This window comes from Collinsella aerofaciens, from assembly GCF_039062365.1.
Lineage (GTDB): Bacteria > Actinomycetota > Coriobacteriia > Coriobacteriales > Coriobacteriaceae > Collinsella.
In genome coordinates, this window is the sequence record NZ_JBCJBI010000001.1 from 246,745 (window position 1) to 273,232 (window position 26,488).

Sequence of the window (26,488 nt, forward strand, 5' to 3'; positions counted from 1 at the left end):
GGGACAACTACAATACCCTAGTTGACCGCTAGGACTTTTACAATGCTGCCGAAAGACACGAAAGGCTCCATCCGTCATGGATTTACTGATTGATATTCTGCTCGACGCCGGCAAGGACACGCTGTCGCTGGTGCCGTTTTTGTTGGTGACGTATCTGGCCCTCGAGACCTTGGAGCACGTCGCGGGCGACCGCGTCAACGGCGCTATCAAGCGCGCCGGCGCTGCGGGTCCCGTGGTTGGCTCGCTGCTGGGCATTGTGCCGCAGTGCGGATTTTCGGCCATGGCAGCAACGCTGTACGCCGGCCGTGTCGTGACCTTGGGCACGTTGGTGGCGGTGTTCCTTTCGACCTCCGACGAGATGCTGCCGCTGCTACTTGCCGAGCAGGTTCCCGTGCAGACTATGGCGATGCTTTTGGCTTCGAAAGCGCTGATCGCACTGGTCACGGGTTTTATCGTGGACGCTGCCATTCGCGGCCTGCGTCGTAACGTTCGCGCGCATGCGGCGATTCGCCGTACCGTGCTGGGGACCGCGGCCAACCCGGCCCACGTGAACTGCGCGCACGACGACCACAGCGGCGGTGACATCATCGACGAGGTGGCCGAGGCGGGCGTGAGCGCCGACCACATCCACGAGCTGTGCGAGCGCGACCATTGCGGTTGTGATGAAGACGAGGACGAGCACGGGCACGACCACAGCCACGACCATGGTCACGCGGACGAGCATGAACACCATGATGGTCACGGTCACTCCCACTCCCACGAAGGGACGCCTGTCCTGTCGATCATCCGCAGCGCGATCTCGCACACCGTGCAGGTCTCGGTATTCATTTTTCTGGTGACGCTGATTCTGGTCGCCGTGCTCGAGACGTTCGGCGAGTCCGCGATCGAGCAGTTCCTGCGCGGCAACGAGACACTCGCTGTCCTGGGCTCGGCACTCGTCGGCCTGATCCCCAACTGCTCGGCGAGCGTGGTCATTACGCAGCTGTACCTGGAGGGCGCGCTACAGCTGGCGCCGATGCTCGCCGGCACGCTCATTTCCGCCGGCGTGGGCTATCTGGTTCTGTTCCGCACCAACCGCAGCGCTCGCGAAAACGCCGTGATCCTGGTCATGATGTACGTCATCGGCGCCGGCTGGGGCCTTATCCTTTCCGCCTTTGGGTTCTAAGTGGATGTTTGGGGCGTGCCGTAAAACTAGGGCATGCCATAAATTCCACCGCCATGACCTGGGCGTTGGATGCGCGTCAATCGGCAAAACAAAAAGGTAGATTTTTAGGCATGTCCCAAAAATCTACCTTGGTTAGTGCAGCAGCTCAGTGAGGTTGCGTTTAAAGCGGGCGCGATCTTCGCTGGTAAATGCTGCCGGACCGCGAGTGCGTCCGCCGGCGCGGCGTACCTTCTTTTCCTCGTGGCGAATAAACAGCTGCATGTCGATAGTCGTCTTGTCGTACACGCGCCCGCGCACACCGATGGCGGCGGCATCGCGCCCGAGCACCATGCTCGCCAAGCCAATGTCCTGCGTCACGACCACGTCGCCCGCCTGCAGGCGTTCGACAATGGCAAAGTCGGCGCTGTCGGCGCCCACGCTCACATCGAGCGTCGTGACCCAAAATCCGCGTCGCGCGTGCTCGGCATCGCGCGGGTCGTCGCGGCGAATGTGCCGTTCCAGGTTTTGCGTGCTGTTGCCGGCGATAACAACGGCGACGCCCGCCCGCCGCGCGCAGTCAATCGACTCGCGCGTGACCGGGCAGGCGTCTGCATCAATAAAGAGCGTTCGTGGCATCTAGTGCACCAGTTTGCCAAATTGAATAGCACGAACAATCAGCGTTACGCCAAACACCAGCAGCGCGGCGCCGCTAAAGATGACGAGCATCTTGGCCGACCACAGCGGATAGATAAACACGAACATGCCGGCGATGATGGAGAGTGCGCCGCTCAGGATGGCGAGGGCGCGGTTGGACGAAAGCTCGGACTCCAGAATGGACATGACACCTTCGACAATCCAGCCAAAGCCGGCCACGATAACCACCATCGTGGTGAGCGTCGCGGTCGAGAAGGCCTGGTTGCGCAGGATTATGACGCCGCCCAAGATAATGAGTAGGTTGGAGATGATGCTCGTCACGCGCCAGCCGGTGGGCAGCAGCGGCTCAAAAATGGCAGTGAACAGCCTGATGGCTGCCGTAATCACAAAGTAGAAGCCCAGGACGGTCGTCAAAAAGACGAGGGACTTGGCGGGTGCAAAAAGCAGCGCGATACCAGCAATGAGCGCTAAGACGCCCGTGATGGCGTAGATCCAGCGCACGGCCTTGACGGCTTTGCCCGCCATGCTTTTCTCGTCAAATCCAAACTGGCTCGTTTTTTGGTCATCGTTCTTAAAGATGCCCATAATGTCTCCTTTCTGTGCGGCGTAAGCCTTGATCGTTACAACCAGTATCGCCTAAAGGCGCTGGCGTATGGGTCGGGGAGGGCGAAACGTAACCCAAAGGCCCCGAATTGTTTCCGTTGTTCCCCACGTCGCGATTTTCTATTCAACAGGTGTAGAACATTGCAGCCCTGTTCGTTATTGCCTACGTTTTAGGTTAGATTTTCCTAAGAACAATTGCCCGAAATTGGGGGTCCCTATGAACGAAACAGTTCCCGCGGCGCCGGTAAGCGCTGAGTCGATGGCGAAGCAAGGTTGCGAAAAGCTCGGCCTGGACACGTTTGACGCGCTGGTCCGCCGCGCCCGCACGTGCCGCCGATTTGACGAGTCCATGCGCGTGCCGCGCGAGTTTTTGCTCGAGCTGGCGGAACTGGCGCACCTGGCTCCGTGTGGTGCCAATGCTCAGCGTCTTCGTTTTCATGTGGTGAGCGGTGCAGAGGACTGCGCGCGCGTATTTGATGAGCTTGCGTGGGCCGGCGCGCTTAAGGATTGGCCGGGTCCTGCCGAGGGCGAGCGCCCGACCGGCTACATCGCGATTCTTGCCGAGCGCGCCGTTCCGGGTAAGCCCGCCGCTCCTATTACTGAGGTCGACACGGGCATTGCCGCGCAGACGATGATGCTCGCCGCCCGCAGCGCCACGCCCGAGGTGGCTGCCTGCATGTTCAAGGCCTTTACGCCCCACGCGATCGATGCCATGGGGCTCGATAGCGACAAGTATGAGCTCAAGCTGATCATGGCGTTTGGCGTTCCGGCCGAGACGCAGGTGATCGATGCGATCGATTCCAACCCCGACGGCTCAATTAATTACTGGCGCGACGAGGCGCAGGTGCACCACGTACCCAAGCGCCCGCTTGCCGACGTACTGGTGTAGCTGAGCGTCACCGCGGTGTGATCCGGCGGTAAACCACCACAAAGGTACCTGTCCCCTTTGCGGTGGTGCGAGGGGAGGACGTGTGGCAGATTTGTATTTGGTGCGGCATGGGCAGACTGAGCTCAATGTGCAGAACATTTTGCAGGGTGGGCACGATTCGCCGCTTACGGCGCGCGGGCGCGAGCAGGCGCTGGCGACGCGCGCGGCGTTTGAGGCGCGTGGCGTGACCTTTGACCGTGTGTATTCCTCCCCGTTGGGCCGGGCGCGGCATACGGCTGAGCTAATTGCTGGTGAGGGCCGCTCGATAGAGCTGGTCGATGACCTGCGCGAGTGGCATTTGGGCTCGCTGGAGGGTACATCAAATCGCGAGATGCCGCCGCAGCCCTGGGGTGATTATCCGGTGGCCTTTGGTGGCGAGTCTGAAGGCGAGCTCCAGTCGCGCATGGTCGCGGCGCTGTCCCACATCATGGCCAGGCCGCAGCACGACTGTGTGCTGGCAGTCTCCCACGGCTCTTCCTGCCAGGAGTTTCTTGAGTATGTGACTGGCAGGGGAGAGCTACCCGACAACGGTGCCGTGCTTCATTTTGGCTATTGCGACGGTGCGTTTTCGCTCCTTGATTGGTAACGAACGAAAGGACCCCTATGAATAAAGACCTGTATCTGGTCCGTCATGGGCAGACAATATTCAACCTTAAGCGCATTATTCAGGGTTGGAGTGACTCGCCGCTCACGCAGCTGGGATGCGACCAGGCGGCGCGTGCCGGCATGTTCTTACGTGCGCGCGGCATTGAACCCGATCATGCCTACACTTCCACACTTCATCGCACCGAGCAGACTATCGCCAACTTGTGGCCGGGCTTGGCGTACGAGCGCCTGGACGGCCTGCGTGAGTGGTTCTTTGGCGACTTTGAGGCCGAGCGTGTGATGCTCATGCCCGAACGCCCGTGGCGCGATTTCTATCGTCAGTTTGGCGGCGAGGGTCAGATGCAGGTGCGCGAGCGCATGGTGGCGACGCTGACCGAGCTTATGCAGCGTCCGGACCATACGTGCGTGCTCGCGGTAAGCCACGGCTCGGCTATCAAGGAGTTTTTGGACCACGTGAGGGGCGCGGCGGCAGACGAGCGCGAGCGCGTGCCGGGCAACTGTTCGGTGCTGCACTTTGCGTTTGATGATGCGACGGATGCGTTTGAACTGGTTGAGATCTTTACGCAGGAAGACTACGCGCGCGAGCTGGGGCTTGAGCCGCTCGTGGCTACTGCGGGTCCGCAGCGCGGATAACGCGAGCGCGGCGGCACGGGTCGTCGGCATAACTTCTCGACGCAAAAGGGGCGGAGATGCATGTACCTGCTGCATCTCCGCCCCCTGTTTGTTGGGCTGCCGATTTTTATGCTGGACGGTCTGGTCTTGCTAGAACCGCGCGACTTGGTGCGCGAGCAGACCCGTCGGAACCTGCGGTGCGCCGCCGCTGACCTGCGCAGCGGGGAAGAGCACGGCAACGGTAAAGTTGAACGGCTCCTTGCCGGTGTACGTTCCGGCGGAACGGGCCTCATCGGCCAGGAGCTGTGATGCCTCGACTAGTGCGGCAGCGTAGGCAGGGTCGTCGGCCAGTGCCGGCTCCGGCGCCTGGTCGAGCATGGCACGGATGGCGCCGACGGCGTCCTCGCGCTTGACCTCCCACACGCGGTGCGTAATACCCGCGGGGTCGGTGACGGCGTAGAGCGAGGCGCCCTCTTTTGCGGCGCCGAGGATGATATCCATGACGGGAGAGGCTTCGTAGACAAGCGTTACAGGACGGGGCTGTACCTTGAGGTCGGCGATTGCGCGCGCAGCGGCGGTCGTATCGGCGGCAACCGCGTCGCCGCCCGCCAGCGCACCAACCGGGCAGATCGCCACGACACCCGTCACACGTCCCGGCTCGCCCGAGCATTCGTACACGTAATACGCCGCACCTGGGTCCTTAAGCATCAGGCCATCGGTAATGGCTCCGCGCAGGGCATCGTTGCCGCTCAGAATGCTGCCCATTGCAGGCAGCGCTTCGAGCACGCGGTCCTGAGCCGGGCGGATGCAGGGAAACGGAAGAGCTTTCATGGACGGTCCTAACGCGCGAGTCGGTTTGTTCGCGGCTTATTATGCCCCAACTTGGCTATCCGCGCCCCAGAGCGTGTTGTCGGCGAGCGCGATCAGCACCTGCTGGCAGCGAACGATATCGGCGTGGGGCACATATTCGTTGGGCTTGTGGGCGAGCGCGAGCGACCCGGGACCGTAGCTCATGCAATTGCGGTTACCCGTCTTGCCGGCAATGACGGCAGTGTCGGTGTAGCCGGTAAAGAAGCCGACGGTCGTGTCCGCGCCCGTCACATCGTCTGCTGCGCACTTGAGTGCAGCTAGAAGGGGAGAGTTCGGGTCGCGCTCGATAGCGGGGCGGTCGCCTGTCACGGTATAGCTTCCATGGCAGCCGGGGACCGCGGCTTCGGCGCCGGCGATGGCCTGCTCTACCATGCGCGTCGCGGCGGCTGTATCGGTCGGCGGGGTCAGGCGCATATCGACCCAGACCTTGGCATGGTCGGGCACGACATAGGGGCGATATCCGCCCTCGATTTGGCCAAACGTGATGGTCGAAGACCCCAGTTCATCGTGCGCGGGCAGCGCCACAAACGCGCGACGGAGCGAACACACGACCTCGGCCATGGCGGCGACGGCATCCGCGCCCTTCCACGGCTGGCTCGCATGCGCCGTTACGCCAGCCATTTCAATCTCGAACCACGTGCGCCCCTTGTGCGCCACCTGGATCTGTCCGTCGGTGGGTTCGGTGTCCAGCACCCATTCACGCGAGCCGACCCAGCCGGCATCGATCGCGGCCTCTGAGCCGCGCATAAAGTCCTCCTCGTCGACCGAGCAAATGAGTGAGAAGCCACGGCGGGGCAGCTCGCCTTCTGCTGCCACGCGCTCGAGCGTATTGACCAGTGCGGCAATGGCGCAGGCCAGGCCACCCTTCATATCGCAGGCACCGCGGCCATAGAGTTTATCGTTGCGCACGATCGCTCCGAGCGGCGGAATGTCCGCGTCCCAGCCGTCGCCCAGCGTAACGGTATCCATATGGCAGATATAGACGAGCCGTGGCTCGTCGCTCAGTCCCGGCACGGTGACCATAAGGTTGCGGCGCCCGGGCAGCACCTCGAGTTCCTCAACCTGCACGGCATGGAGCACCGGATGGCTCAGCTGCGCCAACCGTTCCTCAACCAACGCTTTGATATAGCGCTCAATCTCGTCCTCATACGCACCCGGGTCTGAGCTGTCGATCCGCACGAGTTCTTGCGTAAGCCGCCAAGCAAAATCTGTATCAACCATAGGCACCTCACAGATAGTTAGGTCAACATACAGATTGTATGCCAAGAAGCGGCTCAGTGCATTTAATGGAGTGCTCACAAAAACGGGGGCGCCTCTCGTGCGAAAGGCGCCCCCGCGGGCATTCAATGTCAGTGACGGGCAGGCCACATGGGGAACTGCCCGTCAGATCAGCCGGCGCTATTTGATCACGCGCACGCGATACATCGACGGAATCTGCTTGAGCGCCTCGATGGTGCTGCTGTCCAGGTGCTCGTCGGTGTCGAACATGGTGTAGGCGTTCTCGCCAGCGGACTCGTTGGTCATACGCTGCACGTTGGCGTTGTCCTTGGCGAGAATGGCCGTGATCTGGCCGATCATGTTGGGCACGTTGGCGTGCAGGCAGGCGATGCGGCTTGCGGCGCGCGCCTTGCCCATGCTGCAGGCGGGGTAGTTGACACTGTGCGCGATGTTGCCGTTCTCCAGGTAATCCTTGAGCTCGCTGATGGCCATGTCGGCGCAGTTGGCCTCGGCCTCGCCGGTGCCGGCGCCCGAGTGCGTGGTGATAAACGTATTGGGCATCTTGACCGTCTTGGGCGTGGCGAAGTCGCAGCTAAACCAGCTGAGCTTGCCCTCGCGCAGGGCAGCGTCGACGGCGTCCTCGTCAATGATGGTTTCGCGCGCGTAGTTGATGAGCACGGCGTCCGGTGCCAGCAGGTTAATCTGCTCGGTGCTGATCATGCCGATGGTGTCGGCCTTGCTGGGCACGTGCACGGTGAGGTAGTCGCAGCCGCGGCAGAGATCCTCGAGCGTGCCCACGCGCTGCACCTCGCGGCTCAGCACCCACGCGTGCTCGACGGAAATGAACGGGTCGTAGCCGTAAACGTCCATGCCCAGGTCGACGCAGGCGTTGGCGACCTTGGAGCCCACGTTGCCCAGGCCGATGACGCCGATGCGCTTGCCCTTGAGCTCGCGGCCCACAAAGGCCTTCTTGGCCTTCTCGGCATCGACCTGAATCTCGGGGTCGTCGGCGTTGTCGCGCACCCAGTTCATCGATTGCACCACGCCGCGGCTCGAGAGCACCAGCATGCCTAGGACGAGCTCCTTGACGGCGTTGCTGTTAGCGCCGGGGGAGTTAAAGACGACGACGCCCTTCTTGGCGTACTCCTCGACGGGGATGTTGTTGACGCCGGCGCCGCAGCGGGCGATGGCGCGGATGCCCTCGGGCAGCTCGTAGCCGTGCAGGTCGGTCGAGCGCATCAGGATGGCGTCGGCCTCTTCGGCGGTGCTCACAAATTCGTAGCCCTCGCCAAACTCGACTTTGCCGTCCTTGGTGATGTCGTCGATGGTCTTAATCTTACGCATGGAAAAACTCCTTAGCAGGTTTGGTTTAAACAGGTGGTTTGAAGTGGCTGGTCGGCCCGCGCGTTGCGGGCTAGTTAGATCGCGGGCTCAAACTACGCTGCGTTTCGAAGTCCTTCATGTACGAGGCCAGTGCCTGCACGTCTTCCATGGTTACGGCGTTGTAGACGCTGGCGCGCATGCCGCCTACCAGACGATGGCCCTTGACGTTTTGAATCTGGTGCTCGGCCGCGCCTGCGACAAAGGCCGCGTCGAGTTCGGCGTCGCCGGTGCGGAAGGTGACATTGGCGATGGAGCGGCTGTCGGCCTGCGTGGTGCCATGGAACAGCTCGCTGTGCTCGAGCAGGTCGTAGAGCAGGTTTGCCTTGGCCCAGTTGCGCTCGGCCATGGCGGCAAGTCCGCCGGTCTCCTCGACCCAATGGAACACCTTGCCGCACACGTAGATGCCAAAGGTGTTGGGCGTGTTGAGCATGGAGCCCTTGGCGGCCTGGGTCTTGAGGTCCATGTACTGCGGCGTCTGCGCAAAGGCGGGGCCATCTGCGATGAGGTCGTCGCGCACGATGACCACGGTCACACCCGCGGCGCCGGCGTTTTTCTGCGCGCCGGCGTAGATGAGGCCGTAGCGCTCGACGTCGAGCGGCTGCGACAGAAAACAGCTCGAGACATCGGCGACCAGCGGCACGTCGCCGCAAGCGGGCAGCTCGTGGTACATGGTGCCAAAGATGGTGTTGTTCTGGCAGATGTAGACGTAGTCGAGCCCGTCGCCCGCGGCCTCGTCGGCAATGCACGCGTTGATGTCGGCCATGTTGGGAATGCGGTCGAAGTTGGTGTCCTCGGAACTCGAGAGCAACACGGCCTCGCCGTACTTGGCGGCTTCTTTGTGTGCCTTGTTGGCAAAGTTGCCGGTCACGATGTAGCCGGCGCGCCCGCGGCACATGAGGTTCATGGGGATGCCCGCAAACTGCAGCGTGGCGCCGCCCTGCAAAAACAGGACGCGGTAGTTGTCGGGGATGCTCAGCAGGCGACGCAGGGTTGCCTCGGCGTCGTCGATGATCTGCTGGTACATGCTAGATCGATGGCTCATCTCGAGCACGGACATGCCGCAACCGCGGTAGTCCATCATCTCGTCGGCGATCTCGGCGAGCACGCTTGTAGACAGCGCGGCCGGGCCAGCTGAGAAGTTGTGCACACGTGCCATCTTCTAGTTCCCCCTCGTAGTCGTTTGGACGTTCGGGATACTTTAGCACAGTGGAGCGCCAGGCGCGACCGTATCACGGTAAAACTCGACTGCGCCGCTATGATTTACAGGATGGTTACATGGGGGAGGGGTGCTTTACTCCTCAAGCAAATCCAAATCTGCGAGCGAAGGCATGAGGTTCTCTAGGCGCTTGATCTCTTCGTCGCAAATTAGCCACTTCCTGGTCACTACGACGCCAGTGTGGCGATGACGGCTTCGTCGCCGGCGTATATGAGGGTGTTGCCGTCGGGGATGATCGTCTGGCCGTCGCGTTTGAGCATCACGACGATAAAGGGATGCTTGCCTTGCGGCACATCGCGAAGACGCTGGCCGGCCAGGCGACCGTGGGGGGTTACGGTGACCTCGCGCAGCGTAACCTCGGCACGCTCTTCAAACGTCGGCGCGGCCATCACCAGCAGGTCACCTTCCTCGATGACGGTATCGCCGTTGGGCAGCACCGGGTGCGCCCCGTCGCGCAGCACCAGGACCACGAGCATGTCTGTGGCGCTGCCAATGTCCGCGAGCGAGCGTCCGGCAAACGGATGTCCAGCGCCCACCTTGAGCTTTACAAACGACATGCCGTCCTCGTCGCGGTAGTCGTTAAAGGTGCGGCGCACGTCGCCGGTCGCATCGATCATATCGAGCTTCTTCGCCACCGCCGGCAGCAGCGAGCCCTGCACCACAATGCTCGACACGGCAATCACAAACACCAGGTCAAACAGGTCGTGTCCGCCGGGAACGCCGGCCACCACGGCAAAGAGACTAAAGACGACCGAAGCTGCTCCGCGCAGGCCCGCCCAGCTTACGAGCGCGACCTGGCGGGGGTTCGTCTTAAAGGGCGCCAGGAGCACGCCGACGGCGATGGGGCGGCTCACGAAGAGCATGAACGCCATGAGCGCCAGGCCCGGCAGCAGCATTTGCGGCAGGCGTGCGGGTGTAACGAGCAGGCCCAGCAAAAAGAAGATGGTCATCTCTGCCATCTCGGTGAGGGTGTCAAAGAAGTGCGCCATCTCGACTTTGCCGGTGATGTCGCTGGCACCCAGCACAATGCCGGCCAGGTATACAGCCAAAAAGCCGTTGCCGCCCAGGTAGCTCGGTAGTGCGTAGGCAACGATCGCCACGGCGAACAAAAAGATGGTCTGCGCGTCCTCGGCCGTTGCGTGCGCGCGTTCAATCAGGCGGCCCGCCGCCCAGCCGATGGCAAGGCCCAGGCCCACGCCCAGGATAATCTGCTTGGCCAGCAGTGCGGGAATGTTGATGTCGCCGCCGGCCGCGAGTGTAGCGAGCACAGCGGTGAGCATGTAGGCGACGGGGTCGTTGGAGCCCGATTCGACCTCGAGCAGCGAGTCGGTGCCACCTCTCAGCGACAGGCTGTGCTCACGCAGTACGCTAAAGACGCTCGCCGCGTCGGTGGATGCCACGACCGATCCCAGCAGCAGGCCGCCGATCCAGTCGAACCCCAGCGCGAAGTGGGCGAACACGCCGGTGATGCCGGCAGTGATGACGACGCCGAGCGTGCTCAGCAGCACCGCCGGCGCAGCGACGGGCTTGGCGCGGTCGATATTGGTGTTAAAGCCGCCGTAGAACATGATGAACAGCAGCGCCGTGCTGCAGACGGTTTCGGTGAGTGCGTAGTCGCTAAAGTCGATATGCGTCGGGCCGTTGACGCCCAACAGCATGCCCAGCGCGATAAAGATGAGCAGGGTGGGGAAGGGGAGTTTTTTGCCGACGGGTTTGATGGTCAGGCACAAAATGATGACGAGGCCGATAAAGAGAAGGATCTGGTTCATGGATAGTGTCCGCTCCTGGGTGGTTGGCGTGGCACGGTCAATTGTCTGTGGTTATTTGTACCCAAAGATGGTGGGTTTATGGGGTTGGATTGCGGGCGTGCGCGATATCGTCATAGACGGCTGCCGTCTTTGCCTCTGCTCGGAAACCCTTTCCAGCTTTATTGCAACGGAGTACAATGGGTAACGTTTAAGTTCAACTTGAAGTTTTAGTTGCGGCACCGGGCTTCGGCCGCAATGCAAGGAGAGGCGTACCATGGCGATCTATGTGACATCTGATGCTCACGGGCACGTGCGTGCGCTTGACGAGGCCCTGTCTAGGATCTCGTTGACGTCCGACGACACGCTGTACGTGCTGGGCGACATGATCGATCGCGGGCCCGATCCGGTCGGCGTTATTAAGCTCGTGCGCTCGCTGCCCAACGCCCACGTGCTCAAGGGTAATCACGAGCAGATCATGCTCGATGCCATCATTGGCCAGGATCCGCTCGATGCCGAGACCTGGGATATCAACGGTGGCTGGACGACGCGCGAGCAGCTCAACGACATAGAATTTGAGGCATACGAGGAGCTCGTGCGATGGATGGCCGCGCTGCCGCTCTACGCGGTGACCGAGACCGAGGAGCGCCCGTATCTGCTGGTGCATGCTGGAATCGAGATGAAGGCGGCGCGCGCGTTTTTGCTTGAGCATGGCGTCGATTGTGCCGATGGCGTTGGAGCGGTGGGTGCCGATCGCGAGCTGCTGCAGCAGATGCTCGCGGTGCAGTCGTCCGATGACCTGCTGTGGATTCGTCATGGCTATTGGGATGCGTCGACCGGGCTGCTTTCTGCCGAGGGCAAGGGCCCGGTCGTGGTGAGCGGTCACACGCCCACGGTATCGCTTGGGCGCTATTGCGAGGTCGGTGGTCTGGCGGGGCTCGATGAGGAATCGGGACGCGGGCAGATCGTGCGCTTGGGCGGCGAGGACACTGCTGGTGTGCCCGATCGCATCGACATCGACTGCGCCGCCGCCACCGGCTCCGAGTTCGGCCGCGTGGGCATCCTGCGCCTGGACGACGGGGCCGAGTTCTACGCGAACATCAACCCGGGCGAATGATGTCCCAAATTAGCTACCCCCACCGCTGCAATTAGGCGCCGTATGGGTTGCGGTCGCGTTCGATGCGTTGGCGGATGTGGGCGTACTCGATAATCAGTAGCACCAGGAGTAGGGCCATGATGGCTAGGTAGCTCACCACAGCGCCCATCAGACCCAGCAGCTTAATCAGGATCACCGGCAGCACCACGCTTACGGCGAAGCAGATCAGGTAGATCTTGGTGACGTCTCCAGCGTGGCGTAGCACCGTGATGATGGCGTAGATAAAGTCGATGGCCGCGGTGACGCCGCCGGCGACGACCATCAGCAACGCCAGCGTACGGTAGCGCTCAAAGCTGAGGCCGTACATCAAGCTCATGAGGGGAATACCGGGACCTGCCATAAATGCGGCGCACACGCCGGTGATGACCACGATCAGCGCCATAACGGCAACAATAATCAGGTCAAAGCGATGACGCTTGCGAGGATTAGCCCAAATGCTCGACAAGCGCAGAAGCTGCGGTTTATAGATAAATCCAATGCTCAGCAAAATAGCCTGCGCCGGAAAGAACAGGGCATTAAAGTACAGCTGATATTTGTATGCCAGCGTGCCTTCCATCACAAACTTGGGCATGCTTTCAATTAGGTTGAACAGGAACAGTGCACCAAAGAGCGGGGCGCACTGGACAAACAGGTGGCCGACCTCGCGCAGGCTCACGCGGCGCGATTTTTCGGTCTCGAGCAGGGCGAGCGGCGCGGTGACCAGCACGAGCGAGGCGATCGCGGTGACACCCATGGCCATGGCCGCGATGGGCATGCTGCGCGTGAGGAACAGCGCCACGCTGAAGACCGCGATGACGCCGACGGAGCGTAGCGTTTGGCTCATGCCGGCCAGGTAGAGCTTGTCGGCCTGCTGCAGGCGGCCTTCGTACACGTTGGCGACGCCGTCGATCACCTTGTAGAGGTAGACGCCCAGGCCGATCGTCGCCATCTGCGCATCATAGCCGCGGGCGCTGCTGTACATGAGGCCGCAGCCTAGGGCGAGCGCTCCACAAAGCCAGCGGTTGAGCTGGTAGGAGGCAAAGGACGTCTTTTCGTCGATGTCTGAGACCTGGAAATTGCGCACGCCGTAGTTGCACGCGATCATGATGAGCGTGCCGGTGACAAAGGCGATGGAGAATTTGCCTGCTTCTTCGGCGCCCACGAGCTGCGTAGACACGATGGTGAGCAACGGAAACGCCAGGCCCCACACGGCGGTGCCGAGGGTGTTCCAAAGATAGTCGCGGCTGGTGGCGTGCTCCTCGTATTCCGCTTCCTGCATGGAGAAGCCGCCGCCGTAGACGGCGCCGAGCAGACGGTTCCACCAAGCGTTGACCATGCGGCGGACGGGGCCGGGCTCCCGATCGCGTTCGCGCCGGCGACGTGTGGCTTGGCTGCTATCGGGTCCGCCGGCGTTGCGCTGGCTCAGCTCCTGGATGCGCGCGAGCTCTTCGGCCGTGTGGGAGGCGGGGAACAGGCCGTTCTCGATGCGGCCGCCCTGGGCCTTCGCGGCGCCGTCTTTCGATGCAGCGGGGTTGGAGATGCCGTTACGGCGGGCGATGGCGCGGCGAATGCTATCGAGGGGCGTGATGCTCAAAGCGGAGTCCTTTCTATTGCTGCGCTTTAGTATAGACGCGACGGTGTTCGCTCGTGTTTTTGAACAGATTGGTCAATATTTTCGGCAGTGCCATTCAGTAGTCGGCACTTAGGAACGTCCCTAAGTGCCGGCATCCGGGGACACTCCTTGGTTGTTGCCTGTTCAAGAGTGTCCCCAATGACTAGGCCGCTTGCCTGCGATTTTTGACCGTTGGGCGGGCGCTTCGCCGTTGCCGCAAAAACGTTTTTGCATATCGGGTACAACGGGCTTTACGTGAGTAAAGTGCGCGCCGCGTCCACGTGTCGCGTTTTTAAAGGAGGCCCCATGCCTGGTGTTACCCCTGCAGAAGTTCTGTCCAACTTTGGTATTACGCTGGTCGAAGATCCCGCCGAGAATCAGCCCCGTCTGCTGGTCGATCTACCCGCCGCGGAGCTCGTCGAGCACGCCATCCGCCGCAACGAAGGCCGCATGGCATCCAACGGCGCGCTGGTGATCGAGACGGGGGAGCGTACCGGACGTTCGCCCAACGATCGCTTTATCGTTGACACCCCCGATGTCCACGACAAGATTGCCTGGGGCGCCGTCAACCGCCCGCTGTCCGTCGAAAGCTACGAGGTCATCAAAGCCGGCATCGTCGACTATCTCAACGAGCGCGATGTGTTCGTCACCCGCGGCATGGCCGGCGCCGACCGCAACCACACGCGCCGCCTGCTCGTCGCCTGCGAGCGTGCCAGCCAGGCGCTCTTCATTAAGCAGATGCTCGCCCGCCCGCTCGCCCGCGAAATCGCGCGCACCGGCGAGCCGGACTTCTGCGTGCTCGCAGCGCCCGGTTACCAGTGCGACCCCGCCATCAAGGGCCTCAATTCCAGCGCTGCCGTGGTCATCAACTTCCAGGAACGCGTGATTCTGGTCGCCGGCACCGGCTACTCCGGCGAGATCAAAAAGTCCATCTTCAGCGTTATGAATTACTTGCTGCCCGTCGAGGACGACGTGCTGCCCATGCATTGCTCGGCCAGCATGGATCCCGTCACGCACGAGACTGCCGTGTTCTTTGGCCTGTCCGGCACGGGCAAGACCACGCTTTCGGCCAATCCCACGCGCCTGCTGATCGGCGACGACGAACACGGTTGGTCCGACATGGGTATCTTCAACATCGAGGGTGGCTGCTACGCAAAATGCGAGGGCCTGGACGCCTTCCACGAGCCCGAGATCTTCAACGCCGTCCGCTTTGGCGCCATTTGCGAAAACGTGGTGCTCGATGAGAACCGCAAACCCAACTACGACGACATCTCGATCACGCACAACACGCGCGTGGCCTATCCCGTGGAGCACATTCCTAACGCGTGGACTAAGGGCATGGGCACCACTCCGAGTGTCGTGCTGTTCCTGACTTGCGACGCTTTTGGCGTGCTGCCGCCCATCTCACGCCTGACGGCCGATGCCGCTATGTACCACTTTGTGACGGGCTTTACGGCTAAGATTCCCGGCACCGAGGTCGGCGTCACCGAGCCCACGCCCACGTTCTCTTCGCTGTTCGGCGAGCCGTTTATGCCGCTCGACCCCATGGTTTACGCCAAGATGCTTGGCGAGCGCATTGCCGACGGCCGCACGCGCGTGTACCTGGTCAACACCGGCTGGATTGGCGGCGGCTACGGCGTGGGCCATCGCATCGAGCTTGCCTACACGCGCTCGCTGGTCGCGCGCGCCCTCGACGGCACCATCGAGGACAGCGAGTTCGTGCACGACGACATCTTTAACGTCGACATTCCCACGACGTGCCACGGCGTGCCCGATGGCATCCTGGTGCCGCGCCAATACTGGCAGAGCACCGCGCGCTATGACGAGGCCGCGCACAACCTGGCAGTGATGTTCGAGGAGAACTTCGAGAAGAAGTACTCGCACCTGCCCGAGTCCGTCAAAGCCGCCGGCCCGCACGCTCAAGTACACGCCGACGCCCGTCATCGCGGCCGCGGGTTGCTGGGACTTCGCCACTAGCTTCGCCGTGAGTCCATATCCACCACAAAGGGGACAGGCGCCTTTGTGGTGGTTTTGCTCGCGTGGATGACTCGGGTTACAATACGCCTGACATATCGTCCCCTTCTCCGGATGGGGACAGCGCAAGCGTTCTTGTGACGGCACCGTAGGACTTTGAAGGTGGCCGTTGTAAGGGCGCTTTTTGTTTAGGCGCCCTCACTCGGGCGCGCACAATGAAGGGAGAGCGTATGAAGAGCTTTATTGCCGAGGATTCATTCTGGGAGCTGTTTCCGCAGGCAGCGGTCGGTGTTGTGGTCGTGGAGGGCATGAAGCCCACGGCTCAGATTCCTCAAGAGGACGTGGATGCGATTGCGGCGTTGCTCGACCGCGCCAATATCGATGCGGAGCGTCATCTGACCAGCGACACTATCAGCGAGAACGCGCCGGTTAAGGCATGGCGCGAGGCGTATCGCCTGTTCAAGACCAAGAAGGGCGCGCGTTGCTCAGTTGAGAACCTGCTCAAGCGCGTGCTCAAAGGCAAGCCGGTCGGCCACATCACACCGGCGGTGGATATCTACAACACGATTTCGTTGACTTATGCGCTGCCCGTTGGCGGCGAGGACCTGCATGCGATTGAGGGAGATCTTCGCTTGAAGGTGACCGATGGTGGCGATGCGTTCTTGCCGCTTGGCGAGGAAGCGGATGACCCGACGCTGCCCGGCGAGCTGGCCTACATCGACGATGCGGGCGCCGTGTGCCGCTGCTGGAACTGGCGCGACGGCGTTCGAACGGCTCTGTCCGACGATTCGGCCGACGCGTTTTTGGCGATTGAATGTGTTGAGCCCGAGCGCATGGAGGACTGTCAGGCCGCCATCGATCGCTTGGCCGAGCTTCTTGAGCACTATTTGGGCGCCAACGTTCTTGTTAAGACGCTTGTGACTCGCGATAACCCGCGCGTAGAACTGTAACTCGGTCCAAACCACTACGCAAACCACCACAAAGGTGCCTGTCCCCTTTGTGGTGGTTTTTATGTTGATGGGTTAACAAATGGGGTATTTGGGTACGGGTGTCGCCTTATGCGACTAAGATGTTTACCCGTAAGCATTATGCAAGCGAAAGGCGGTCGTCTCCCATGCAGCAGAACGACGAGACACGTTTCGAGGACTTTGTCGGACTGATCAGCGGGCTCTACAAGGAGATTCAGCGCATCAAGACGTCCGAAGGTGCAAGGCTGGGCCTCAAGGGCTCCGACGTCATGTGCCTGTACTATCTTGAGCGCAGCAAGGACGGCCTGACTGGCGCCGACCTCGCCCGCATGGCCGGCGTTACCCGAGCCGCCGTTTCGCGCACACTGGCACATCTGGAGGAGGGCGGCTACGTCGAGGTCGATGACTCGGGTGATGCGGCCGTCAAGTACCGTGCCCCGGTGCGCCTGACTGCCCTGGGCGGCGAGAGCATGAGCGAGGCCGATCGCATCATTCGCGAAGTGCTCGACACCACCGGTAAGGCCATGGGCGTGGAGCAGCGCGAGCAGATGTACGCGTCGCTGCGCACGATTCTCAATACCTTGCGCGAGATCTAAGGCCGCCAAGGTATTTGCTTCCCATTAACAACTGCATAGTCCCGTTTGAGCGCGTATACCGTGCCGGGGCCTTGCTGTCAAAATTCCCTGCGCGGGACCTGCGCAAGAAAGGATTCGCTATGTCCGTCCGCATTATTACCGATTCCGCAAGCGATATGTCGCCGGCCGAGCACCCAGCACTGGCCGTTTTGCCGCTGTCCGTCACCTTTGGCACCGATGTGTACATGGATGGCATCGACATCGATCACCAGCGCTTTTACGAGATGCTCGTGGAGCGCGATGAGCTGCCCAAGACCGGCCAGGTCAACCCGTACGCGTTTTCGCAGGCCATCGCCGAGGCGCGTGAGGCCGGCGACGAGGCCGTGATTATTACCGTGGGCGCTAAGCTTTCGGGTACAAATCAGAGTGCCCGTACCGCACTTGCCGAGGCGCCGGGCGGCGACGTGTACGTGGTGGATAGCAATAACGTCACTCTGGGCGAGCGTGTCCTGGTCGAGTATGCCCTGCGCCTGGTGAACGAGGGCCGTAGTGCGGCCCAGATCGCGGCGGCCGTCGAGGCCGTCCGTGACCGCGTGGTTGTCATCGGCCTGCTCGAGACGCTGGAGTACCTGGTGCGCGGCGGTCGTCTGTCTGCTGCGGCCGGCGCCGTGGGCACGCTGCTCAACGTAAAGCCTGTGGTGGCTGTCGAGGACGGTCTGATCGTGCAGCTGGGCAAGGCGCGCGGTTCCAAGAACGGCCGCAACCTGCTGAACCAAAAGGTCGAAAAGGCGGGCGGCATCGACTTTTCCATGCCGCTGGCGCTCGGCTATACGGGTCTTTCGGATGCGGTGCTCAAGAAGTATATCGAGGACAGCGCGGCACTTTGGGCTGGCCACACCGAGGGCGAGTTGCCCGTTCACACCATCGGCGCCACCATCGGTACCCACGTAGGCCCTGGCGCCGTAGCCGTAGCCTTCTTCCAGCCCGCCAACTAACCGACCTGCCATAAACCACCACAAAGGTGCCTGTCCCCTTTGCGGTGGTTTATGCTTTTCAGGGTGGAAGGGAGCGAGCAATGGCGTCTGAGGGCTTTTTTGAACGGGTGTACGAGGTGGTCGAGCAGATCCCCGAGGGGATGGTCGCCACGTATGGTCAGGTGGCGCTGCTTGCCGGTCGACCACGAAGTGCGCGGTATGTGGGGTATGCCCTGCATAGCAATCCGCGCCCCGGCGAGATTCCCTGTCACCGCGTGGTGTTTGCCGACGGGCGCATATGCGAGGGTTTTGCTTTTGGCGGTCCCGATGCTCAACGTGAGCTTTTGCTAGGGGAGGGTGTGGCGTTTAAGGACGACATGCACGTCGACCTGGCCGTCTGTCGTTGGCCTGCCGGACTCTAACAGCTCTGCCGTGGCCAGAACCACCACAAAGGTGCCTGTCCCCTTTGTGGTGGTTTTCTGTTTCAGGTTTACCGGGGCTAACTTATGGAGAAGCTATGGCGGCGGATATTGATCCTGCAAAGTAAACCACGGTGAACTATATTGGTTTCAGCAACGGAGCAGGCAATAGGCGATGAAAAAGCCTGCCCTGTTGAGTTTGATTCGCATTCCTCCCCTCTGTGCGATTCAACGGTGTACTTCGGGAACGGGCCCGCCGGCAACTGACTGCCGGCGGGCCCGTTCCTGTTTATCGGGGGAGTGCAATGGGCGGAGCCGAAGCAGTCCGGCTCCGAAAAAGGCGGACGTCGTAGCGCCCGCCCTAAAGCAATCGAAAGCTCAAGCCAGCAAATCGGTCTAGTACACCATGCCCATGGCGTCCTGAACCTCTGCCAGGGTCTGATCGGCGATCTCGTTGGCGCGACGGTTGCCCTCGTGAAGGACGTCCTTCACATAGTCCAGATCGTTCTCGTAGCGCTGGCGACGCTCGCGGATCGGTGCGAAGTACTCGTTGACGGCCTCGGTCACGTACTTCTTGAGCTGGCCGGAGCCGCCCATGCCAATCTCCTCGGCAATCTCGACCTCGGAACGGCCGGTGCAGATGGCGGCCGTCGAAAGCAGGCCGGACACGCCGGGGCGGTTCTCGGGATCGAACGTGATCATGCGCTCGGAGTCGGTCTGGCTCTTCTTGATGCGCTTGGCCGTCTCCTCGGCGGTCATCGAGATGTTGATGGCGTTGCCGTAGCTCTTGCTCATCTTGCGACCGTCCAGGCCGGGCAGCAGCGGGGTCTCGGACAGCAGCGCGTCGACCTCGGGGAACACCTTGCCGTAGCGGTTGTTAAAGCGGCGGGCGATGGTGCGGGTGAGCTCGATGTGCGGCAGCTGGTCGCGGCCGACGGGCACCACATTGCCCTTGCAGAACAGGATGTCGCAGGCCTGGTGCACCGGGTAGGTGAGCAGAAGGCCGGTGAGCTCGTGCCCCGAGGCCTCCATCTCGGCCTTGACCGTGGGGTTGCGCGCCAGCTCGGCCTCGGACACCAGCGACAGGAACGGCAGCATGAGCTGGTTGGCGGCGGGCACGGCGGAGTGCGCGTAGATCATGGTCTTGTCGGGGTCGATGCCGCAGGCAAGGTAGTCCATGACCATGTTGTACACGTTGTCCTGGATGTGCTCGGTGGTGTCGCGGTCGGTGATGACCTGGTAGTCGGCGATGAGTACGTTGGTCCTGGCGCCCATGTTCTGCAGCTCCACGCGGCCCTTGAGGGTGCCAAAGTAGTGACCCAGGTGCAGACGGCCGGTGGGGCGGTCGCCGGTAAGCATGGTGAACTTCTCGGGCGTCTTGGTCAGGCCCTCGCGAATGGCGTTGCTCTTTTGCAGCGCGACTTCGTAGCTGTTCTCGTTTGGCATGATTGCTCCTAACGTTCGTTCGCAGGTTTTGATGATAGCGTGTTTATTGAGAGGGGTGGGCGTGAGTGGGTGAGGGACTGCCAGGGGCCGGCTTTCAAGTCCGCCGCGGCGTTCGCGCGAACGGCTGCCAACGCCTTGGCACATCCTCGGCAGCTTACCCTAGAGCTTGTGGTGGCGCTCTTCTTTGCGCTCCTCGGCTGCCTGCTCCTCCTGCTTAAAGGCGGGGTCGTCGGGGGTGACGAGCTCGTCCTCGTGCGTGCGCTTGTTGTAATGGTGGCGCAGCACGGGCTCAAACAGATGTAGATGCTTGGCAAAGGCCGCCGAGCCAATGGCGAGCACGGTAAAGATGAGCACGCGCATGGGCACCTCGACCTGGTTAATCGCGGCGGCGCCGGCCGAAAGCATGATGCACCAGGCATAGATGAGCAGCACGGCCTGTTTTTGGTTGTAGCCTTCTTGGATCAGGCGGTGGTGGATGTGGCCCTTGTCGGCCTGCCCGATGCTAATGTGGGCGCGCTTGCGGCGCACAATGGCGCTAAACGTGTCGATGATGGGCACGCCGGCAACGATGAGCGGGATGATAAGCGAGGTGAGTGCGGCGGTGCGGCTCACGTTGAGCAGCGAGATGGAGCCCAGCGCAAAGCCCAGCAGCAGCGACCCCGAGTCGCCCAAGAAGATGCTTGCGGGGTTGAAGTTGTAGTGCAAAAAGGCTAGACAGGCGCCAAAGAGCGCAATAGAGAGCGCGGCGGCGTCGATGCGGCCCGAGAGCACGGCCATCGAGAACATGGTGAATGACGCGATGCCGCAGATGCCCGTGGCCAAGCCGTCGAGGCCGTCGATGAGGTTAATGATGTTGGTGAATGCCACCAGATAGATCACGGTGATGGGGTAGGCGAGCCATCCGAGCATGATCTCGCCGGGGGCAAACGGGTTGACGATGACGCCGATTTTTAGGCCGCCGATACAGGCGATAAGCGCGGCGAGGACTTGTCCGGCCAGCTTTTGCTTGGGCGTGAGCTGGAAGACGTCGTCGATAGCGCCGGTCGCAAAGATGACGGTAAAGGAGAGCGCCAGCATGGGATAGCTAATGTGAAGGCGCGGGTGCGGCACCAGGACGGGTGGCCAGCCTAGGTACCAGGTGCCTAGGATTTGCACAATGCAGGCAACGACCAGGCCCAAAAACACCGCCGCTCCGCCCAAACGTGGGATGGGCTTGGTGTTGATGCGGCGCTTAGAAGGATAGTCGACGGCATCGAGCTTAATTGCCAAGCGCTTGACCAGGGGCACCGCGAGGAAGGTCGTGATAAAGGCCGCCGCTGCCACGCATAGGTACGGTATGTAGCTCGGGGATGAAGCCATGAATCTAAAAACCGCCAAGCGTCGAAGGAAAAGGTCAGAAGAACGCCATGCGCAAAGGGCATAGCCGGACCATAATACTCGACCAAGGGGGGTGCATGGAATTGCACGCAGCGATAATCACGCGCTTACCAGATATTGGGATGTTGTCGATGGTTTGTCGGGATGCCGGCGGGGATCCATATGGACTGTAATGGTGATTTTCGGCAAAAGAAAACCACCCCCCACGTTACGAAAATGAACCCACCTAAAACAGGTGGGTGCCCTCATCGACTGTTCCAGCGTCCTTAACAACGAAGGATACCTGTACTAGGTACGACTGTGTGGGCTCCCTAAATAAACGCGACGGTTCACCCAGTTGCTCCGCGGGGGGCGGAATACCTACATCATAAAGCGGCACTTTATCGATTCCAGTCTTGACATTACAAAAATCGTGTCGGACGATTACGGCGCCTTGGGCTCGAGCCGTCTGTGGGGTTGATCCCTTTACGTTTGAGCTGCTGAATCGTTGTTTTGGAGCATGGTTTTATGCCGACGTCGTTGACCGAACTTTTTTCGCCCGCCTGCCATTTGTGTCCGCGCCGTTGCGGTGCGGCGCGCGATGAGGGTGCGCACGGCGTCTGCGGTGCTAACGACACGCTCAAGGTGGCCCGCGCCGCGCTTCATATGTGGGAGGAGCCGCCTATCTCGGGCGAGGCCGGTTCGGGCACGATCTTCTTTAGCGGCTGCTCGCTCAAATGTATCTACTGCCAGAACCACGAGATCTCGACCGGCAATTTTGGCCTTGAGATTTCGCCTGAGCGCCTGGTCGAGATTATGCTGGAACTGCAGGACCAGGGTGCCAACAACATCAATTTGGTGACGGCGACGCACTATGCGCACCTGTTGCCTGCCGCGATTGCCGCGGCACGGGCGCGCGGGCTGGTCATCCCAATCGTCTACAACACGAGCGGTTATGAGCGCGCGAGTGCCGTGGCGGCGCTCGGCGACCTGGTCGATGTGTGGCTTACCGACTTTAAATATGCCGATGCCGAGCTTGCGCAGTCGCTTTCTCATATTAAGGACTATCCGTGTGTGGCCGTGTCGGGCCTGGCCCAGATGGCGCGCGAGATCGAGCGCCGCGGGGGAGAGTTGGTGGACGAGGACGGGCTTATGAAGCGCGGTATGATCGTGCGCCACCTGGTGCTTCCGGGGCATGCGGACGATTCGTGTCGCGTACTGGACCTAGTGTGGCAGACGGTGGGCGACGTGCCGATCTCGGTCATGAACCAGTACACGCCCAATGCGCTCATGCGCGAGCAGGGCGGCGACCTGGCACGCGCCGTGACGCGTGAGGAGTACGAGCAGGTGCTCGACCATGCCGACGACCTGGGTTTTACGACGATGTTCTGGCAAGAGGGCGGCGCGGTAGACGAGAGCTTCACCCCGGCCTTCGACACCACCGGTGTTCTTACCAGCGCAAAGTAGTGCGTTCGTCGATGATTTTTCTGGGACGGGGATAAAAAATCATCGAGAGGATCGCCTGTTCGAAAAGTTGCCAAAATAGCCGCGCCCCAAAAAGACTGGTTATTGGGCGTTGACAGTTGGCGAGCCGTAGGTAAAATATCGACTTGTCCTGGGGACGTAGCTCAGTTGGGAGAGCGCTGCCGTCGCATGGCAGAGGCCGAGGGTTCGACTCCCTTCGTCTCCACCCTTGGATTTGATAAGCCGCTGACATTGTGTCGGCGGCTTTTTTTAAAAGAAAGGGCTATACCATGGCAGAGCTTGAGTCCCAACCATTGTCCGACGAGGAGCGCGCTGAGTTGGAAGAGCTCCGCGCTGAGAAGGCCCGCCGCGAGGCTCGGGAAGAGGCCCGTCGCGAGCGTGAGGAGCTGGCTGCCCTGCGCGCCGAGCGTGCGAAGGCCGAGGAGGTCGCCTCGAACGCCGCATCCGAGCGCAAGCCCGCGCCCGTACCCAAGCCCGCTGCTGCGAAGCCTGCACCTGCCGCGCCCAAACCTCAGCCTAAAAAGGCCGCTCGTCTTAAGTCCGTCGAGCCCAAGCCGAGCCGTGACGAGATGACCTTTGCCCAGCGCATGGTTACCTCCAAGGAACCTACGGGCGAGAACGAGATCCCTGGCATGGCGCCGGCTCAAAAAATCATCATTGTCCTTGCCCTCATCGCGTTTGTCATCTTTATGGGCTACACGATCCTGACCAGCATGGGCCTGCTCTAACCGATTTGCATCGGGCGTCATGTCCGCATGCTCTGCTCTCGTCCAACCCTCAAATTCTGCACCACACATCCGAAAGGTCGCCCCATGGCTTTGACCGATATCTCTCATCCCACCGACATCGCAATGCTCACCGATCTGTACGAACTCACTATGGCCCAGGGCCTGTGGGAGAGCGGCAAGGCCAATGAGCAGGGTTGTTTTACCGCGTTTTACCGCGACCATCCCTTTGGCAGCGCCTATGCCGTCATGTGCGGCACCGCCGAGCTGCCCGAGCTAGTCGAGAATCTGCGCTTTACGCCCGAGGATATCGACTACCTCGCCTCGCTCCAGGCCCCGGCCGGTGGCGCGATGTTCAAGTCTGCATTCCTCGACTACCTGCGCGATTTTCGTGCGCATGTAAATATCGACGCCGTCCCCGAGGGCGAGCTCGTCTTTCCACGCGAGCCCATGGTGCGCGTCACCGGTCCTGCGCTCGAGTGCCAGCTGCTTGAGACGGCGCTGCTCAACATCGTCGGGTTCCAGACGCTTGTCGCCACCAAGACGGCGCGAGTGGTGCTCGCCGCCGACGGTCGCCCCGTGGCGGAGTTTGGCCTGCGCCGAGCCCAGGGTCCCGATGGCGGCCTGGCCGTTGCGCGCGCGAGCTACGTTGCCGGCTGCTCCTCTACGTCCAATGTGCTCGCCGGCCGCCGCTACGGTATTCCCGTCTTTGGCACGCATGCGCACAGCTGGGTGATGAGCTTCGATTCCGAGCTCGAGGCCTTCCGCGCCTTTGCCAAGTCGAGCCCCAAGAACTGTACACTGCTCATCGACACCTATGACGTGCGCGAGGGCTGCGAGCATGCCATTACGGTCGCCAAGGAGATGGAGGCGGTGGGCGAGCGCCTGTCGGCTATTCGCATTGACTCGGGCGATCTCGCCAAGCTCTCCAAGTATGTCCGCGGTCGTTTCGATGCCGAGGGCCTGCCCTATGTGGGGATCTCGGTTTCTAACGATCTGGATGAGTACACGATTCAGTCGCTGCTCGACCAGGGCGCGCCCATCGATAGCTTTGGCGTGGGCACCAAGCTCGCGACCTGCTACGACCAGCCGGCGCTGGGCGGCGTGTACAAGCTTTCCGCCCGCCGTGCGAGCGAGGCCGACCCGTGGACGCCGGTGGTCAAGCTCTCCGAACAGCCCTACAAGCGCACGATCCCGGGCGTGCAGCGCGTGCGCCGTTATTACGACGGCTTTGGCGGCCCGGTCTGCGACATGATCTACGACGAGGACCATCTGGTGGGGGAGGGCGCCGCGCGCGGCAATACCCTCGTGGCCGTGAATGATGCCGCCCTGGTGACCGACGTGTCGGAGCTTGAGTATCGCGAGCTGCTGGTGCCGATCGTGCGCGATGGCAGTGCAGTGGCTCCGCGTGAGAGCATCCAGGACGCGCGCGAGCGCTGTGTTTGGGCGCTCGATCATCTGGACGCAGCTTTCAAGCGCTTCCTGTACCCGCAGACCTATGTGGTGGGCATGGAGCAGGGCCTGGCTCAGGTGCGCGACGAGCTCGTGCGCAAGAACATGGCCGCGTCCTCGGCTTTCCCCTGGGCAAAATGATTCCTTGGGCGGTAGGGGCGAGTCACGCTCCCTTGGCCGCCAGCTCGGCCGTTCGCTGAACAGTTGATTGGTTTGACGTATGACGACTTCTTATAAAACGATGGTGGTAAAGATCGGTTCGTCCACGGTGGTGGGCGCCGATGGCAAGGTCAACCGCGCCTTTATCGGCGGACTTGCCGATCAAGCCGCAGCGCTGCGCAAGCTCGGCTGGCGTCTGGTCGTGGTGAGCTCGGGCGCTATTGCCTGTGGCTATCCCGTGTTGGGCTTCGACCGCAAGCCGGTCGGCGACCTTCCGAGCCTGCAGGCCTGCGCCTCGGCTGGTCAGTGCATCATCTCGTCGGCCTACGACGAGGAGTTCCATGCGCGCGACCTGCTCACCTCGCTCGTGCTGCTCACGCGTCACGACACGGCGCGTCGCACGTCCTACCTGCACGCGCGCGACGCCCTGCTGCGTCTGGTGGAGCTGGGCGTGGTGCCGGTCGTCAACGAGAACGACACCGTTACCGTCGACGAGATCAAGTTTGGCGACAACGACACACTGGCGGCGCTCGTGAGCTGCCTGGTATCTGCCGATCTGTGCGTGACGCTCTCGGACATCGATGGTCTCTATACTGCCAATCCGCATGAGGACCCCACGGCCGAGTTTGTTCCTGTCGTGCATAAGATCGATGCCAAGATTATTGCCTCGGCGGGCGATTCTTCCACATCGGTGGGCACGGGCGGCATGATTACCAAGATCCGCGCGAGCCGCATCCTGATGACGGCGGGCATTCAGAGCGTGATTTGCTCGGGCGAGGAGCCCGATGCGCTCGTGCGCCTCGCCCGCGGCGAGAGCGTGGGCACGCTGTTCGATCCGCCGGCGGAGCGTCTGGACATCGCACCCCGCAAGCTGTGGATCGCGCTGGGCGACAAGGCACATGGGTCGGTGACGGTTGATGATGGTGCTGCGAAGGCGCTGGTTAGCCGTGGCTCTTCCTTGCTTGCGGTGGGTATTCGCGAGGTCGATGGCCAGTTTGCCGAGGGCGATGTGCTCGACGTGTGCGATCCGAGCGGTATGGTCGTCGCCCGCGGTATCGCCGAGGCCGATTCGGACGTGCTGGAGCTTGCAGCCGGCCGCCGCCAGGACCAGATCGCCAGCAACCGCCTGCTCGCTAACCTGGCCGAGAAGCCGGCGATACACAGGGATAACTTGATCGTATTTGCATAAAGAAAGACAGCGCTGCGGATCGTTTCCTGCAGCGCTGTCT

Annotated in this window: 24 protein-coding genes and 1 tRNA gene; 15 read left to right on the forward strand and 10 right to left on the reverse strand. The window is 61.7% G+C overall.

Annotation, left to right across the window (positions count from 1 at the left end; translation table 11 throughout):
• Window positions 1-76: 76 nt before the first annotated feature.
• Window positions 77-1,165 (forward strand): putative manganese transporter, encoded by a 1,089-nt coding sequence (locus ABCN01_RS01040; RefSeq protein WP_342996942.1) that lies wholly within the window; start codon window positions 77-79, stop codon window positions 1,163-1,165.
• Window positions 1,166-1,297: 132 nt separating this feature from the next.
• Here the strand turns inward: ABCN01_RS01040 and ABCN01_RS01045 are convergent, their stop codons facing one another.
• The gene (locus tag ABCN01_RS01045) at window positions 1,298-1,780 is read right to left on the reverse strand and encodes a YaiI/YqxD family protein (RefSeq protein WP_342996943.1); all 483 of its coding nucleotides are present in this window, start codon (window positions 1,778-1,780) and stop codon (window positions 1,298-1,300) included.
• Window positions 1,781-2,383, reverse strand: coding sequence for an HdeD family acid-resistance protein (locus tag ABCN01_RS01050; RefSeq protein ID WP_342996944.1), 603 nt, complete (start codon window positions 2,381-2,383; stop codon window positions 1,781-1,783).
• A gap of 235 nt (window positions 2,384-2,618) precedes the next feature.
• Between ABCN01_RS01050 and ABCN01_RS01055 the strand changes: the two genes are divergently transcribed.
• From ABCN01_RS01055 to ABCN01_RS01065, 3 genes are all read left to right on the forward strand, one after another.
• The gene (locus ABCN01_RS01055; protein ID WP_342996945.1) at window positions 2,619-3,290 is read left to right on the forward strand and encodes a nitroreductase family protein; all 672 of its coding nucleotides are present in this window, start codon (window positions 2,619-2,621) and stop codon (window positions 3,288-3,290) included.
• A gap of 82 nt (window positions 3,291-3,372) precedes the next feature.
• Window positions 3,373-3,915: a histidine phosphatase family protein gene (locus ABCN01_RS01060; RefSeq protein WP_022095009.1), complete on the forward strand. Its 543-nt coding sequence runs from the start codon at window positions 3,373-3,375 to the stop codon at window positions 3,913-3,915.
• A gap of 17 nt (window positions 3,916-3,932) precedes the next feature.
• Window positions 3,933-4,568 carry a histidine phosphatase family protein gene (locus ABCN01_RS01065; protein ID WP_342996946.1) on the forward strand — a complete coding sequence of 212 codons (636 nt, stop codon included), beginning with the start codon at window positions 3,933-3,935 and terminating at the stop codon, window positions 4,566-4,568.
• Between the two features lie 129 nt (window positions 4,569-4,697).
• Here the strand turns inward: ABCN01_RS01065 and ABCN01_RS01070 are convergent, their stop codons facing one another.
• The 5 genes from ABCN01_RS01070 to ABCN01_RS01090 form a co-directional block, all read right to left on the reverse strand.
• Window positions 4,698-5,378: a DUF1015 family protein gene (locus ABCN01_RS01070; RefSeq protein ID WP_342996947.1), complete on the reverse strand. Its 681-nt coding sequence runs from the start codon at window positions 5,376-5,378 to the stop codon at window positions 4,698-4,700.
• Window positions 5,379-5,417: 39 nt separating this feature from the next.
• Window positions 5,418-6,638: a M20 family metallopeptidase gene (locus ABCN01_RS01075; protein WP_342996948.1), complete on the reverse strand. Its 1,221-nt coding sequence runs from the start codon at window positions 6,636-6,638 to the stop codon at window positions 5,418-5,420.
• Window positions 6,639-6,815: 177 nt separating this feature from the next.
• A complete protein-coding gene (locus ABCN01_RS01080) occupies window positions 6,816-7,979 on the reverse strand; it encodes a phosphoglycerate dehydrogenase (RefSeq protein ID WP_006235446.1) in 1,164 nt (387 codons plus the stop codon).
• Between the two features lie 70 nt (window positions 7,980-8,049).
• Complete coding sequence (gene serC, locus ABCN01_RS01085; RefSeq protein ID WP_342996949.1) at window positions 8,050-9,174, reverse strand: 3-phosphoserine/phosphohydroxythreonine transaminase; 1,125 nt, start codon at window positions 9,172-9,174, stop codon at window positions 8,050-8,052.
• A gap of 227 nt (window positions 9,175-9,401) precedes the next feature.
• The gene (locus tag ABCN01_RS01090; protein ID WP_342996950.1) at window positions 9,402-11,003 is read right to left on the reverse strand and encodes a potassium/proton antiporter; all 1,602 of its coding nucleotides are present in this window, start codon (window positions 11,001-11,003) and stop codon (window positions 9,402-9,404) included.
• Between the two features lie 253 nt (window positions 11,004-11,256).
• Between ABCN01_RS01090 and ABCN01_RS01095 the strand changes: the two genes are divergently transcribed.
• Window positions 11,257-12,096, forward strand: coding sequence for a metallophosphoesterase (locus ABCN01_RS01095; RefSeq protein WP_342996951.1), 840 nt, complete (start codon window positions 11,257-11,259; stop codon window positions 12,094-12,096).
• Between the two features lie 31 nt (window positions 12,097-12,127).
• Here ABCN01_RS01095 and ABCN01_RS01100 read toward each other — a convergent pair whose 3' ends face one another.
• The gene (locus ABCN01_RS01100; protein ID WP_343014147.1) at window positions 12,128-13,708 is read right to left on the reverse strand and encodes a lipopolysaccharide biosynthesis protein; all 1,581 of its coding nucleotides are present in this window, start codon (window positions 13,706-13,708) and stop codon (window positions 12,128-12,130) included.
• A gap of 324 nt (window positions 13,709-14,032) precedes the next feature.
• Between ABCN01_RS01100 and pckA the strand changes: the two genes are divergently transcribed.
• The 5 genes from pckA to ABCN01_RS01125 all read left to right on the forward strand — a co-directional run bounded on the left by pckA (window position 14,033) and on the right by ABCN01_RS01125 (window position 18,639).
• A complete protein-coding gene (gene pckA, locus ABCN01_RS01105; protein WP_342997007.1) occupies window positions 14,033-15,703 on the forward strand; it encodes a phosphoenolpyruvate carboxykinase (ATP) in 1,671 nt (556 codons plus the stop codon).
• Window positions 15,704-15,930: 227 nt separating this feature from the next.
• Window positions 15,931-16,650, forward strand: coding sequence for a B3/B4 domain-containing protein (locus tag ABCN01_RS01110; RefSeq protein WP_217107930.1), 720 nt, complete (start codon window positions 15,931-15,933; stop codon window positions 16,648-16,650).
• Between the two features lie 164 nt (window positions 16,651-16,814).
• Window positions 16,815-17,264 (forward strand): MarR family winged helix-turn-helix transcriptional regulator, encoded by a 450-nt coding sequence (locus ABCN01_RS01115; protein WP_022093866.1) that lies wholly within the window; start codon window positions 16,815-16,817, stop codon window positions 17,262-17,264.
• A gap of 119 nt (window positions 17,265-17,383) precedes the next feature.
• Window positions 17,384-18,238: a DegV family protein gene (locus tag ABCN01_RS01120; protein ID WP_217107929.1), complete on the forward strand. Its 855-nt coding sequence runs from the start codon at window positions 17,384-17,386 to the stop codon at window positions 18,236-18,238.
• A gap of 80 nt (window positions 18,239-18,318) precedes the next feature.
• Complete coding sequence (locus ABCN01_RS01125) at window positions 18,319-18,639, forward strand: MGMT family protein (protein ID WP_217107928.1); 321 nt, start codon at window positions 18,319-18,321, stop codon at window positions 18,637-18,639.
• Between the two features lie 393 nt (window positions 18,640-19,032).
• On the opposite strand, the gene trpS is transcribed toward ABCN01_RS01125, so the two are convergent.
• Entirely contained in the window at window positions 19,033-20,082 is a 1,050-nt protein-coding gene (gene trpS / locus ABCN01_RS01130; protein ID WP_217107927.1) for a tryptophan--tRNA ligase, read from the reverse strand.
• A gap of 159 nt (window positions 20,083-20,241) precedes the next feature.
• The gene (locus ABCN01_RS01135; protein WP_138112821.1) at window positions 20,242-21,441 is read right to left on the reverse strand and encodes an MraY family glycosyltransferase; all 1,200 of its coding nucleotides are present in this window, start codon (window positions 21,439-21,441) and stop codon (window positions 20,242-20,244) included.
• Window positions 21,442-21,966: 525 nt separating this feature from the next.
• Between ABCN01_RS01135 and ABCN01_RS01140 the strand changes: the two genes are divergently transcribed.
• From ABCN01_RS01140 to proB, 5 genes are all read left to right on the forward strand, one after another.
• Window positions 21,967-22,905 carry a radical SAM protein gene (locus ABCN01_RS01140; protein ID WP_342997006.1) on the forward strand — a complete coding sequence of 313 codons (939 nt, stop codon included), beginning with the start codon at window positions 21,967-21,969 and terminating at the stop codon, window positions 22,903-22,905.
• Window positions 22,906-23,055: 150 nt separating this feature from the next.
• A tRNA-Ala gene (locus ABCN01_RS01145) sits at window positions 23,056-23,128 on the forward strand.
• Window positions 23,129-23,192: 64 nt separating this feature from the next.
• Window positions 23,193-23,651, forward strand: a complete 459-nt coding sequence (locus ABCN01_RS01150; protein ID WP_342997005.1) for a hypothetical protein — start codon at window positions 23,193-23,195, stop codon at window positions 23,649-23,651.
• Window positions 23,652-23,735: 84 nt separating this feature from the next.
• Entirely contained in the window at window positions 23,736-25,241 is a 1,506-nt protein-coding gene (locus tag ABCN01_RS01155) for a nicotinate phosphoribosyltransferase (protein WP_342997004.1), read from the forward strand.
• 79 nt (window positions 25,242-25,320) lie between these two features.
• Window positions 25,321-26,448, forward strand: a complete 1,128-nt coding sequence (gene proB, locus ABCN01_RS01160) for a glutamate 5-kinase (protein WP_035137237.1) — start codon at window positions 25,321-25,323, stop codon at window positions 26,446-26,448.
• Window positions 26,449-26,488 lie beyond the last annotated feature (40 nt).